14 protein-coding genes and 1 riboswitch are annotated in these 12,827 nt (G+C 64.6%); of the genes, 6 read left to right on the forward strand and 8 right to left on the reverse strand.

Annotation, left to right across the window (positions count from 1 at the left end):
- Position 1: 1 nt before the first annotated feature.
- Positions 2–733, reverse strand: a complete 732-nt coding sequence (locus tag FXB41_RS25415) for a response regulator (protein ID WP_035993624.1) — start codon at positions 731–733, stop codon at positions 2–4.
- Positions 730–1,269 carry a MarR family winged helix-turn-helix transcriptional regulator gene (locus FXB41_RS25420; RefSeq protein WP_007596846.1) on the reverse strand — a complete coding sequence of 180 codons (540 nt, stop codon included), beginning with the start codon at positions 1,267–1,269 and terminating at the stop codon, positions 730–732. The genes FXB41_RS25415 and FXB41_RS25420 overlap by 4 nt, the downstream gene beginning before the upstream one ends.
- 339 nt (positions 1,270–1,608) lie before the next feature.
- Here FXB41_RS25420 and FXB41_RS25425 point away from each other — a divergent pair, with 339 nt between their 5' ends.
- The 5 genes from FXB41_RS25425 (at position 1,609) to FXB41_RS25445 (ending at position 5,805) form a co-directional block, all read left to right on the forward strand.
- Positions 1,609–2,691, forward strand: coding sequence for a branched-chain amino acid aminotransferase (locus tag FXB41_RS25425; protein ID WP_007596844.1), 1,083 nt, complete (start codon positions 1,609–1,611; stop codon positions 2,689–2,691).
- A gap of 122 nt (positions 2,692–2,813) precedes the next feature.
- Entirely contained in the window at positions 2,814–3,338 is a 525-nt protein-coding gene (locus tag FXB41_RS25430; protein WP_219683633.1) for a YegJ family protein, read from the forward strand.
- A gap of 50 nt (positions 3,339–3,388) precedes the next feature.
- Complete coding sequence (gene hisS / locus FXB41_RS25435) at positions 3,389–4,909, forward strand: histidine--tRNA ligase (protein WP_219683635.1); 1,521 nt, start codon at positions 3,389–3,391, stop codon at positions 4,907–4,909.
- A 99-nt stretch (positions 4,910–5,008) separates the two neighbouring features.
- Positions 5,009–5,212 carry a tautomerase family protein gene (locus FXB41_RS25440; protein ID WP_007596840.1) on the forward strand — a complete coding sequence of 68 codons (204 nt, stop codon included), beginning with the start codon at positions 5,009–5,011 and terminating at the stop codon, positions 5,210–5,212.
- 197 nt (positions 5,213–5,409) lie between these two features.
- The gene (locus FXB41_RS25445) at positions 5,410–5,805 is read left to right on the forward strand and encodes a thioesterase family protein (RefSeq protein ID WP_219683636.1); all 396 of its coding nucleotides are present in this window, start codon (positions 5,410–5,412) and stop codon (positions 5,803–5,805) included.
- Between the two features lie 132 nt (positions 5,806–5,937).
- Here the strand turns inward: FXB41_RS25445 and proC are convergent, their stop codons facing one another.
- The gene (gene proC, locus FXB41_RS25450) at positions 5,938–6,762 is read right to left on the reverse strand and encodes a pyrroline-5-carboxylate reductase (protein WP_219683638.1); all 825 of its coding nucleotides are present in this window, start codon (positions 6,760–6,762) and stop codon (positions 5,938–5,940) included.
- Positions 6,763–6,965: 203 nt separating this feature from the next.
- Positions 6,966–7,466, reverse strand: coding sequence for a type III secretion system chaperone family protein (locus FXB41_RS25455; protein WP_007596830.1), 501 nt, complete (start codon positions 7,464–7,466; stop codon positions 6,966–6,968).
- A gap of 387 nt (positions 7,467–7,853) precedes the next feature.
- Positions 7,854–8,013, forward strand: a riboswitch (FMN riboswitch).
- 76 nt (positions 8,014–8,089) lie between these two features.
- Between FXB41_RS25455 and FXB41_RS25460 the strand changes: the two genes are divergently transcribed.
- Positions 8,090–8,653: a 6,7-dimethyl-8-ribityllumazine synthase gene (locus FXB41_RS25460; protein ID WP_007596828.1), complete on the forward strand. Its 564-nt coding sequence runs from the start codon at positions 8,090–8,092 to the stop codon at positions 8,651–8,653.
- Positions 8,654–8,729: 76 nt separating this feature from the next.
- Here FXB41_RS25460 and FXB41_RS25465 read toward each other — a convergent pair whose 3' ends face one another.
- The 4 genes from FXB41_RS25465 to FXB41_RS25480 form a co-directional block, all read right to left on the reverse strand.
- Complete coding sequence (locus tag FXB41_RS25465) at positions 8,730–9,764, reverse strand: D-alanine--D-alanine ligase family protein (protein WP_007596826.1); 1,035 nt, start codon at positions 9,762–9,764, stop codon at positions 8,730–8,732.
- On the reverse strand, positions 9,761–10,789 hold the full coding sequence (locus FXB41_RS25470) for a putative zinc-binding metallopeptidase (RefSeq protein WP_007596824.1): 1,029 nt from the start codon (positions 10,787–10,789) through the stop codon (positions 9,761–9,763). Before FXB41_RS25470 ends, FXB41_RS25465 begins: the two co-directional genes overlap by 4 nt.
- 220 nt (positions 10,790–11,009) lie before the next feature.
- Positions 11,010–11,963: a ribose-phosphate pyrophosphokinase gene (locus tag FXB41_RS25475; protein WP_007596822.1), complete on the reverse strand. Its 954-nt coding sequence runs from the start codon at positions 11,961–11,963 to the stop codon at positions 11,010–11,012.
- Positions 11,964–12,156: 193 nt separating this feature from the next.
- On the reverse strand, positions 12,157–12,783 hold the full coding sequence (locus FXB41_RS25480; protein ID WP_219683640.1) for a hypothetical protein: 627 nt from the start codon (positions 12,781–12,783) through the stop codon (positions 12,157–12,159).
- Positions 12,784–12,827: the final 44 nt, after the last annotated feature.

Here is a 12,827-nt window from a genome sequence, read left to right on the forward strand (position 1 = left end):
TTTATGGCGAGGCTACCAGCCGGTAGCCAATCCCGCGCACGGCCTGGAGGAACAGCGGATTGGCGGGATCGGTCTCGATCTTGCGCCGGAGGCGGTTGATCTGCACGTCGACGGCGCGCTCGTTGACGCTGCCATTGCCGGTCAGCGCGCTGCGCGGCACGGTCTCGCCCGGTGTCTCCGACAGGATCCGCAGCATCTCGCGCTCGCGGTCGGTGAGGTGAATGACGTCTTCGCCCTGGCGCAATTCGCCGCGCTCGAGGTGATAGATGTACGGGCCAAACGCGATCTTCTCCACTGCAGCGGCCTGCGGCGGCGGCGCAGCGCGCTTGAGGATGTTGTTGATGCGCAGCGCAAGCTCGCGCGGCTCGAACGGCTTTGCGACGTAATCGTCGGCGCCGATCTGCAGGCCTTCGATGCGCGCTTCGGCTTCATGCCGCGCCGTCAGCATCACGATCGGCACCGAGGACGAGGTCCGGATGAAACGGGCGAGATCGAAGCCGGTCTCGCCGGGCATCATGACATCCAGGATCAAGAGGTCGAAGTGCAGGCCCAAAAGCTTGGAACGGGCGTCGCTGGCGCTCGCGGCGGTCGAGACGCGATAGCCTTCGCCGGCAAGGAAGCGCGAGAGCAGATCGCGGATGCGGCGGTCGTCGTCGACCAGCAGGAGATGCGGGGCATCGTCGGCGGGGCGTGCCGGCGGGCGTGCGAGCGTTGCAGCGAGCGGCACGGTCACTCCTTGTCCTGATTGACGGTGGCAAAGATCGTCTCCAGCACCTTGTCCGGATCGTCGCGGTCGATCATCGCGCGCAGGAAGCGCTTGACGGTCTCGGCATCCTGCGGCGCCATCTCGGCGAGTGCCTTGGTGATGCGCGTGGTCTGCAGGCCTGCGAGCTTCTGCACCAGCGCCTCGCCCTTCGGTGTCGCAAACAGCAGGCGTTGGCGGCGATCATTGTCGCCGGTCTTCTGCACGATATAGCCCTCGTCCAGGAGCTGCTTGAGCACCCGGCCGAGCGATTGCTTGGTGATACGCAGGACGTCGAGGAGGTCGGCGACCTTGAGGCCGGGATAACGATAGACAAAGTGCATGACGCGGTGATGGGCCCGGCCGAAGCCGAACGCCTCCAGCTCCTGGTCGGGATCGCCGACGAAATCGCGATAAGCGAAGAACAGCAGTTCGATAATATCCCAGCGCAAATTGCCTCCGTCGTCTGCGGCCGGCCGCGGCCCGGCAGCGTCTTGAGAAGGAGTCGCGAAATTTATGTCAGGCATATTGACGTATCTTGGTCTCAATGTTACAAAACGATCAGCCCGCACGAAATTTTAGATCGTTTCGCGTCGGGTGGGCATCGAAGCAAGGCCGCCGCAGTGGGCCGGACGGGCGGCGACGGCCGGAGCAGATCTACCGTGCGATTGTCGAACGGCATTTCGGCAAAACATACTGGACTTCCGTCTTCCGCAAAAGCATGTCCTCGGTGACATGCTGGCCACGGAAACCGGCCGTAACAAGGCTGGCGGCGGTCCGGCCAGAAACCAATCGAGCCAGCCGGGCCCAAATCAGGGCAGGTGGGTGCCACAACGGCACCGCCACCGGCAGCGGGAGGCAAGGACATGAGCATGAAATTCGACATCCAGCCCGCATCCAATCCGACCCCCGAGAAGGATCGGGTCGCCAAGCTGGTCGATCCCGGTTTCGGGCGCGTCTTCACCGACCACATGGCGGTGGTCCGCTACAACCAGGCCAAGGGCGGCTGGTACGAGGCGCGTGTCGAGGCCCGCGCCAATTTCCAGATCGATCCGGCCGGCGCCGTCCTCCACTACGCCCAGGAAATTTTTGAAGGCCTCAAGGCCTACAAGCGCGACGACGGCGGCGTGAACCTGTTTCGCCCCGACGCCAATGCACGGCGCTTCAAGGACTCGGCGGACCGCATGGCGATGGCGCAGCTCCCCGAAGACGTCTTCATCGAGGCGGTCGAGCAAATCGTGCGCATCGACCGCGCCTGGATGCCGGGCGGCGAGGGCAGCCTTTACCTGCGCCCCTTCATGATCGCGAGCGAGACCTTCCTCGGCGTCAAGCCGTCGTCCGAATACATTTTCGCGGTGATCGCCTCGCCGGTCGGCTCCTACTTCAAGGGCGGCCCTGCGCCGGTCTCGATCTGGGTGTCCGAGAATTACACGCGCGCCGCGGTCGGCGGCACCGGCGCCGTCAAATGCGGCGGCAACTATGCCGCGAGCCTGCGCGCCCAGGCCGAAGCGATCCAGCACGGCTGCGACCAGGTCGTGTTCCTCGATGCGATCGAGCGCCGCTATATCGAAGAGCTCGGCGGCATGAACGTGTTCTTCGTGTTCGACGACGGCTCGCTCTCGACCCCGCCGCTCGGCACCATCCTGCCCGGCATCACCCGCGATTCCATCATCGCGCTGGCCAAAGATGCCGGCAAGACGGTGCGCGAGGAGCCGTACTCGCTCGATCAGTGGCGCAAGGATGCGGCAAGCGGCAAGCTGAAGGAAGCGTTTGCCTGCGGCACCGCCGCCGTGATCTCGCCGATCGGCACGGTGCGCTCGGTGAGCGGCGATTTCGAGATCAGCGGCGGCGCCGCGGGCCCGGTCGCCATGGGCCTGCGCAAGCAACTCGTCGACATCCAGTACGGCCGCACCAACGATCCGCACAACTGGATCCGCAATCTGTCTTGATTTTTGCCCTCTCTCTCCCCGCGCGCGGGGAGAGAGAGGCGCCATGAACGCGACACGATGATCGTGCGACAAAGTCCGAGACCTCGAATACTCGAACATCGAGTCATCTGGACATCGCGATCATGGCATCCACTCTTCCCCAACCCCTGAAATGGGTCGTTCTCGCCGCGATCACCGGCGTCACCGTCTTTGGCATTCTGACCATCGGCCCCCAGCCGGATGTCTCCGCTGAGGGACGTTCGCCCGTCGTCGACGTGCGCACCACCGATCCGGAGATGAACACCGCGATCGCGCGCGCCCGCGGCACGCTGCCGACATTCTGGGCCTCCTACGAGGCGCCGAAGCCGTCGGAGACGGGGCATGCCCTGAAGGTGCACTTTTCGACCCGCAAAGGCGGTGAGCACATCTGGATGGCCGAGGTGAAGAAGCTAGCAAACGGGGCTTATTCCGGCCTCTTCGCCAACGAGCCACGCGATCTGCCCGGCAAGCGGGCAGGCGACAAGGTCGAATTCACCGAAGCCGATATCTCGGACTGGATGTTCATGCGCAACGGCAAGATCGTCGGCGGCGAAACCATCAAGCCAACGCTGAAGTCGCTGCCGAAAGCGGATGCCGACGCGCTCCGGGCGCGGATGGAGCAGCCGTAAGAGCCTACCCGGCAGTTGCCGCCTCGCGCGTCGGCTGGTAAATGCCGCGCATGGCCGAAAAATCCAAAAAACCCCAGAAACTGAAGGCGCGCCTGCCGCGCGGGCTCGAGGATCGCGATCCCGCCGCGATCCGGGCGACGCGGGAGATGGTGGAGAAGATCCGGACCGTCTATGAGCTCTACGGGTTCGAGCCCGTGGAAACGCCGGCGATGGAATACACCGATGCGCTCGGCAAGTTCCTGCCCGACCAGGATCGTCCGAACGAGGGCGTGTTCTCGTTCCAGGACGACGACGAGCAGTGGATCAGCTTGCGCTACGACCTGACCGCGCCGCTCGCGCGCTACGTTGGCGAGCGCTACGGTACCGACGGTCTTGTATTGCCCTATCGCAGCTATCGCGTCGGTTACGTCTTCCGCAACGAGAAGCCCGGCCCCGGCCGATTCCGCCAGTTCATGCAGTTCGACGCGGACACGGTGGGCTCGGCAACACCGGCGGCCGATGCCGAGATCTGCATGATGGCGGCCGACACGATGGAGGCGCTGGGCGTTGCGCGCGGCTCGTATGTCGTGAGGGTGAACAATCGCAAGGTGCTTGACGGCGTTCTGGAAGCAATCGGGCTCGGTGGCGAAGAGAACGCAGCACGCAGACTGACCGTGTTGCGCGCGATCGATAAGCTCGACAAGTTTCCCGCCGAGGAAGTTCGCAAGCTGCTCGGTCCCGGCAGATGGGATGGCGGCGAAGAAGGCAAGGGCGACTTCACGAAGGGCGCCAATTTGAGCGCGTCGGAAGCTGACGTCGTTCTCGCCATCACCAAACCGCACGACGACTGGAAAGAGGCGATCGCCGCGGCGGAAACCTATCTCGCCAAGAGCGAAGTCGGTCAGGCCGGCGTGAGCGAGCTGGAAGAAATCGCCAAACTGGTGACGGCTTCGGGATACGGCGCAGACCGCATCCGCATCGATCCCTCCGTCGTGCGCGGCCTCGAATATTACACCGGCCCCGTCTACGAGGTCGAACTGCTGCTCGAGACCAAGGACGACAAAGGCCGTCCGGTCCGGTTTGGCTCGGTCGGCGGTGGTGGCCGCTATGATGGTCTGGTCTCGCGCTTCCGCGGCGAGCCGGTGCCGGCGACCGGATTCTCGATCGGCGTGTCCAGGCTTCAGGCCGCGCTGACGCTGCTTGGCAAGCTCGACACGAAGCCAGAGTTCGGCCCCGTCGTTGTCACCGTGTTCGAGCGCGAGCGCGTCGCCGACTACCAGAAGATGGTCGCATCGTTGCGAACCGCCGGCATCCGCGCCGAACTCTATCTCGGCAATCCCAAGAACATGGGCAACCAGCTCAAATATGCCGACCGCCGCAATGCGCCCTGCGTCATCATCCAGGGCTCCGATGAAAAAGCGCGTGGCGAGGTGCAGATCAAGGATCTGATCGAGGGCGCGAAGGCGGCGGCCGCGATCGCTTCCAACCAGGAATGGCGGGAGAGCCGCCCGGCGCAGTTCTCGTGCAGCGAGGCCGACCTCGTCGCCAAAGTGCGCGAGGTGTTGGCGCGCCATGACGTGAGCTGGGGCTAGCTATTCGCTGGTGCGCCATGCCCGGGCTTGTCCCGGGCATCCACCTCCTGTTTGATGACGACCGTCAATGGCCGGTGTGCGGCCCAAGGGAGAGAAAAAATGCCTGAGATCACTGTCAGCATGGCCGTGGGCCGCACCGACGAGCAGAAGGCCGGCATGATGCGCGACATCACCCAGGCGCTGGTGAAGAATCTCGGCGTCGATGCCGACGCCGTCGTCATCCAGATCAACGAAGCCCCGCTCGCCCATAAGATGAAGGGCGGCAAGACGTTCGTGGAGCGCGCGGCGGCTGCGAAGAAGTAGCCATCGCTGTAGCTGCAAACGCAACTGTCGTCCTGGCCTAGTGCGCAATTGCGCACGGGGGCCAGGACCCATTACCCCAAGCGGCAGTTGTTGCAGCAGGTCGAGTTCAGACCGCGCATAAAAGTGTTGTGTCGGGGTAATGGGTCCTGGATCGGCGCTCGCTTTGCTCGCTTGTCCAGGACGACGGGGGAGGCCCCATGGACGCACGCGACTTCATCAAGGCCGGCATGAGCGCCGAGCGCACGCTGGTGGTGCCGGTGGAGCGCACGGTCGGGCATTTCGTGCCCGGCATGCCGATGGTCTATGCGACGCCGATGATGATTCTGGAAATGGAGATGACGTCGGGCGATGCGATCCGTAGCGTCCTTCAGCCCGGCTGGGTCACCGTCGGCACCGAGGTCGACATCCGCCATCTTGCAGCAGCTCTCGTCGGTGCGACGGTGCGGACTACCGCGAAGGTGGTCGCGGTCGAGCGCCGCGTCATCCGCTTCGAGGTCGAGGCCTTCGAGGGCTCGCGAAAACTCGGCGAAGGCCGCCACGCGCGCGGGCTCATTAATGTCGCGATGTTCAACAAGCGGCTGGGGACGAGCTAGGAGCCGCTTGCTCCGCCCTCATCCTGAGGAGACCGCGCCGCGGTCGTCTCGAAGGATCGCCACAGGCGAGAGCCGGGCCTGCATGGTTCGAGACGGCGCTTCGCGCCTCCTCACCATGAGGGGATAGCTTCCTTACTTCGCCAATTCCTTCGACCGTTTCGTCGCCGCCGCGATCGCACGGATCATCAGATCGCGCAGGCCGGGCTCGCCCATCAGCACGCCGAGTGCCGCAGCCGTGGTGCCGCCGGGCGAGGTGACGTTCTGGCGCAGCGTGCCGGAGGCAAGCTCCGACTGGTGGAGAAGTTCACCGGAGCCGGCGACGGTTTCGCGCGCGAGTTTTGTCGCGAGCGCCTCGGGCAATCCCGCCTCGACACCGGCGCGCGCGAGCTCTTCGGCCAGCAGAAACACATAGGCCGGGCCCGAGCCGGACACCGCGGTCACCGCGTCCATCAGGCTCTCATCGTCGACCCATTCGACCGAGCCGGTGGCGCGTAGCAGCGCATCGGCCACCGCGCGTTGCTGTGCGCTGACATTGTTCGCGGCGACAGCCACCGTGATGCCGCGACCGATCGCGGCCGGTGTGTTCGGCATCGCGCGCACCACCGCGCCGCCGCAGACCTCCTCGAGGGAGGCGATCGTGGTTCCCGCCATGATCGACACCACCGCGGTCTTATCGGAGACGAATGGCTTCAGCTTGGCGCCGGCCTCGCGGAACATCTGCGGCTTCACCGCGACCACGAGCGTCTCGACCTGGCCCGCCGTCGTCACGTCGGGATTGAGCGCAACCCCCTTGGCGGCAAGTGCGGTGATCTCGGCCGAGATGTGAGGATCAATCACCGCGACGCGGCGCGGGTCGAGCCCACCCGAAAGCCATCCGGTCAGCATCGCGCCGCCCATCTTGCCGGCGCCGGCGAGCAGGATGGTGCCGGTGATGTTTTGGAGAGTGCTGTTCGCCATCGCTGTCGCCACCGCCGTCGTCCTGGCCTAGTGTGCAATTGCGCACGGGGGGCCAGGACCCATTACCACGGCTGGTTCTAGTGGAAGGATGGCAGGGCAACAAGCATCGCGAGACACGGAGAGACCTCGCGATATGGGTCCTGGCTTTCGCCAGGACGACGATGGAGAAAGCTGGGCTCGCTCGCCGCCTCAGGAGAGCGCGCTTAAGCCTCGCCCACCGTGTCGAACATGGCCGCGTCCATGGCTTCCGCCGTGGACTTGCCGGCCCACACCACGAACTGGAACGCCGGGAAATAGCGTTCGCAGGCGTGGATGGCGCCGGCGAGCATGGCTTCGCACTGGCCGGTGGAGGCGATGAGCCCGCCCGGCAGCACCAGGGCCTGCCGGTGCATGATCATGCCGGTGGTGGTCCACAGGTCGAAGTGCCCGACCCACAGCTGCTCGTTGACCGCGGCGACGAGCCGCTGGACCTCAGATCGCCGCGCAACCGGAATCTTCATGTCGAATGCGCAGGCCAGATGCAGCGCCTCGATCTCGCCCATCCAGGTGAAGGAGATCTGGTAGTCGGTCCATTGTCCCTTGGAGACAATCGTGAGTTCGTCTTCGCCGGAGCGTTCGAACGGCCAGTTATTGCTGGCAGCGATATCCTCGACCACCGCGAGCGGATGGTTTTTGGAATCGATAGTGCCTTCGAGCAGGGACATGCCGTCTCGACCTCTTGCCTTTTTGTTGTCTTTGATACGCACGCGGTTGGTCCGGCGCGCGCTCCCTTAAATTTGCTAAGGCGATCCGTTCGGATCAGCGCGGGCTTGTCGCGGATCAACTGATGTGATTTGCGGAATCTGCGCAACTGGCTGCCGAGTCCGTCCACAAGTCAGGACTCGTTCGTCCACAGCTCATCTCGGCCACAATTATTAACGGGAAGAACAAATCGGAATCGGATTCGGCGGCCGCCCCCGATCGTTAATTCCGCGGCGTGCCCCCTGGACCGCCTTCGCGGTATGGGACCATGCGATTTTCCCATGCGGAACCCGCTTGCCGCGGCCCCGAACCGGCGTCATATTTCGGTCAGGCCGTTCATTCCGGACGGCCGATGTTCTCAGGGCGGGGTGAAAGTCCCCACCGGCGGTAAGGGCCGTAAGGCCCAAGCCCGCGAGCGCCTTCCTCAAAGCCTGTTGCTGCGGGGAAGGGTCAGCAGATTCGGTGCAACTCCGAAGCCGACGGTTAAAGTCCGGATGAAAGAGAACGGTCGGTGGCAGACGCATCGCAGGATGCGGCTGTTTGTCGTTCCGTGTGCCCTGATTCTGGTCCTTAACTGAGGAAAGCCATGAATCAGATGTTGCAAGATCCCCAAGCCGAAACCTCCCAACCAACCCAAACGCCACCGCCGGTTCCACAGGACCCGGCGCCCGACCACCCGCGCTTCGCGAAACCGCAGCGGGTGGCCTTCGTGCAGGCCTGCTGGCACCGCGACGTGGTCGAGGAGGCCCGTATCGCCTTCGTGAAGGAGGCAGAAGCGCGCCACCTCAATCATGTCGACGTGTTCGAGGTGCCGGGCTCGTTCGAGATCCCGCTGCATGCGCAGATCCTCGCCAAGACGCGGCGCTACACCGCGATCGTCGCGGCCGGCCTCGTCGTCGACGGCGGCATCTACCGCCATGAATTCGTCGCCGACACCGTGATCAAGGCGTTGATGGACGTGCAGCTGCGTACCGAGGTGCCCGTGTTCTCCGCGGTGCTGACGCCGCAGCAATTCCACGAGACCGAGGTGCACTACGATTTCTTCCGCAGGCATTTTGCGATCAAGGGCGTCGAAGTGGCGGCCGCCTGTGCGGAGACATTGCTCGGGCTCGAACGCCTGCGCGGCCAGGTCGCCGCGGGAATCGTGTAACGCCGCGCAACGACCATCCCTCATCCCGAGGGGCGCGAAGCGCGTCCCGAAGGATGAGGGGTGATCGCAGCCGTCATCACCCCAATGACACGCCCGCTTTGGCGCGGCTGATTCCGAGCGCCAGGATGCGCTGCAGGAGAGCCGGATATTTCAGCCCGTCATGTAGAGCGGCCGTGGCGAATTCCTGGCTCTTGGCGATCTCGGGATTTGGATTGGCTTCGATGAAATACGGCGTGCCGTCGGCGGTGAGACGAAAATCGATACGCGCGTAGCCGTCGAGGCCAAGCACCCGGTAGATGCGTTTCGCGGCCCGCTGGATCCTGGCGGTCACTTCCGGCGCCAGATCCTTCGCAGGCCCGTCGACGATGCCGACCTTCTCCTGATAGTCGGTGTCGTGCTTGGCTTTCTCCGTGGCGATGTGCCGTGACGAGCGGCCGCCCATGCTGCCGAATTTCAACTCCCAGACCGGCAGGACTCGTAAGCGGTTGTTGCCGAGCACGCCGACGTAAAGCTCTCGTCCTTCGATGAACTGCTCGGCGATGGCGGCGGATTCGACCCGTTCGTGGATGAAGGCGACCCGCTCGGCCAGCTTCTCGTCGGTGTCGACGATCGATGCTTGCGAGATGCCGAACGAGCCATCCATGTTCAGGCTCTTGACGATCAGCGGCAGCGCAAGACGCGTCGGGCGTTTCACCTTGCGGCGCATCGGGAAGACGGCAAAGGCCGGCGCGGCGATCCGGCGGTGATGCACCAGCGTCTTGGACAGATCCTTGCCGCGGGCCAGGGTCAGGCCGCGCGGATTGCACCCGGTATAAGGGACCTTCATCAGCTCGAGATAGCTCGCGATGTGCTGGTCGAAGGCGACGTTGTTGTGGAATTCCTCCAGCAGCGTGAAAACCACGTGCGGCTTGAACTCCTCGATCGCCTCGCGCACCGGCTTGATTTCCTCCTGCGCGCCGAGCGGTCGAACCTCATGGCCGGCTGCGCGCAAGGTGCTCACCACGTCGTATTCGGTTTTCCACGCATTGATTTCCTGCGCGGTGTGCCCGTCGCTGGAGTCCGGCGGCACGAAGTCCGGATGCATGAGCACCAGAATGCGCAGACGTCTCATAGCGCGATCCATTTTCGTCGAGATGGGCCAAACATCGTGTGCATCGTCTTGGCGGTCACGAGGACGATGAAGTCGAGAACGAGCTTCTGTTCAGGACCGACGGCGCGCAGGTCGAGCTCGCGGCAGCGGGAGATCATCTCGTCAAGCACGGCATCGAGCGTAAGCTGATTCTCGCCGGTCCATCGCGCGACCAATTGCCTGATCTGGGAGCGGTGGCGCCTGATCAGGGTCGAAGCCGGCTTTGAGCGGTGATGCCGCGGATCGGCCGAAAACAGCCGGGAGAGATCGCGGTCGTAGGTCTTGGGAGGCGTGAAGGCGTAGAACGCCTGCTTCTTCTTGTAGTGCTCTTCCAGCGTTTGGCTGAGCCGACCCAGCGGATCGACACGCTCCCGCGTCGTGATCGGCGGCCGCTTGCCCGCAATCTCGCCCATCAGCTCGTCGACATATTCGAGCTTCTTCAGTGCCGGCCAACCAGCGTATCGCGTCCGCCAGTTCGAACGGGGCCGTAGCCACACCGCAAACGTCTCGGCGAAATCCTCGTCCGGATGGCTCTGCGCGTACCAGAGCCGTAGATGCTGGACATAGCGCCGGCTGGCCGGATTGGGCCGGTAATAGCGCGGATAATGTTTCGACGACGGGCCGAACAGTTGCTGCCAGCGCCGGCGGCGCTGCAACTGGTAGCCGTGCTGTATGGCGTGGCCCGCTTCGTGACGGAGGATGGCCATGCATTCGCGCCAGGTTCCGCCCTCGACGTCGAACATCATCTTCTTCTCGAGCTTCATCAGGCGGGGATGAGCGAGATAGAACGGAATGGCGATGCCGGGAACGCCGCCCGGGCTGAACCATTCGCTCGACATCCAGGTGTGCGGCCGCAGCCGGATGCCGCGCTCCTCGAGCTCCTCGTACAGCGTGCTGACGCAATCCTCGAGCCAGGTGCCTTCGACCGTAACCCTCAGGCTGGAGAGGCGTTGCTTGAGCAACTCGTCATCCGACAGCTTCTCCCAGGCAAATTTCCGGCGTGGCATCGGGCATCCAGAGGGCAGAGATGACTCGGGATTCGGATGATGTCATGGGCGGTCGTTGGCAACAATGGGGAGCGGCGGCGCGTGAGGGAGCCGTAGGGTGGGTTAGGCGCAGCCGTAACCCGCCTCTTACTTTCCGCGGGGGTAGAAGTGGTGGGTTACGCCGAGCGGTCTGCGCTTCGCGCAGTCCGCAGGGCTAACCCACCCTACGAGGTCAGCGTGCTCAGTCGAACAGGCTCGACACCGACTCTTCCGCGGCGGTGCGGGCGATCGCGTCGGAGATCAGGCTGGCGATCGGCAGCGTGCGGATGTTCGGGGCCTTGCTCACCGCCTCGGTCGGCAGGATTGAGTCGGTGATCACCAGTTCCTTCAGCCTGGAGTTCGTGATCCGGGCGGCCGCGCCGCCGGAGAGCACGCCGTGGGTAATGTAGGCGTAGACGTCCTTGGCGCCCTTGGCGATCAGCGCGTCGGCCGCGTTCACCAGCGTGCCGCCGGAGTCCACGATGTCGTCGATCAGGATGCAGGTGTAGCCGGCGACGTCGCCGATCACGTTCATGACCTCGGATTCACCCGCCCTCTCGCGGCGCTTGTCGACGATCGCGAGCGGGGTGTTGATGCGCTTGGCGAGACCGCGTGCGCGCGCCACGCCGCCGACGTCGGGCGAGATCACCATCGTCCTGGAGAGGTCGAACTTGTCCTTGATGTCGCGCACCATCAGCGGCGCCGCGTAGAGGTTGTCGGTCGGGATGTCGAAGAAGCCTTGGATCTGGCCGGCATGCAGGTCGAGCGTCATGACGCGGTCGACGCCGGCCTGCGTGATCAAATTGGCGACGAGTTTAGCCGAGATCGGCGTGCGCGAACCCGATTTGCGGTCCTGCCGGGCGTAGCCGAAATAGGGCAGCACCGCAGTGATGCGGCGCGCCGAGGAGCGGCGCAGTGCGTCGGTGATGATCAGCAATTCCATCAGATGGTCGTTCGCCGGGAACGAGGTCGACTGGATGACGAAGGCATCCGAGCCGCGCACGTTCTCCTGGATCTCGACGAAGATCTCCATGTCGGCGAAGCGCCGTACCACCGCCTTGGTCAGCGGCAGGTCGAGACCTTGCGCGATGGCCTGTGCGAGAGCCGGGTTGGAGTTGCCGGCGACGAGCTTGATGGAGCCGTTCTTGGCCGACATGGACGCTTCCTCCCGCGCTTTGCTGGACACGATGTTCAACATCAAACAATACCCACTGGAAGCACGGTTACGACGGGCGAGGAAATATCAGGCCGGGGGCTGCAATGGCAACCCGGGACGCTACGTTTTCCCTGCGAAATCCCGAATCCGGCCAACGGTTTGGCCGGAAGTTGGGGCCGTGGTTTCGCGGGGGTTATCGCTCGGCATAGCCCAGCGCCGAGGCCGGCATCCCGGTCGCCGGAGCCTCCGGGATCACGCTCGCCACAGCCGGCCCGCGCAAGCCGGGAGCCGAGCCCGGCGCATCCGGCGTACCGTTGATCATGTTGGAAAGTCCGCTGAATCCGGCCTGGGCGATCTTCCGCAGCACGAGATCGTCGGCAGCTCCCCAAGGATCCCGGGCAGCGTCGCGGCCGCCCTTGGCCGCCGTAGGTTCCTCGCCGGAAAGGCGCAGCGCCCGCTGCTGGTTGGCGTCGTAGACGTCCCAGACCCAGGCGATCACGGTCTTGCCGCGCACGATCTGGGCGGAGAGGTAGCTGCGCACGCGGTAGGCAGCCGTCCCCTCGCGGGAGACCACGGACAGGCTGCGCAGCTTGGATTCGGTGTCGAGCACGCCGACCATGCGGTCGAACACTTGCGGCGGCGGCCCGTCGATCGATTCGAACGCGACTGTCGCTCCGGAGCCGGCGCTCGGCGCCATGGCGTAGGAGTTTGCGGCACCACCGCCACCGGCACAGCCGCCAAGCGCGGTCGCAGCCGTCAGCAGCATGACCGCCAGCACGCGCGAACCTGCGCGGCGCAAGATGAATGACGCGTCCCTCATTATGGAGGGCAGCGATATCGTTAAAACGCATTAACGTCTAGGGC

The organism is Bradyrhizobium canariense, assembly GCF_019402665.1.
GTDB classification, from domain to species: Bacteria; Pseudomonadota; Alphaproteobacteria; order Rhizobiales; family Xanthobacteraceae; genus Bradyrhizobium; species Bradyrhizobium canariense.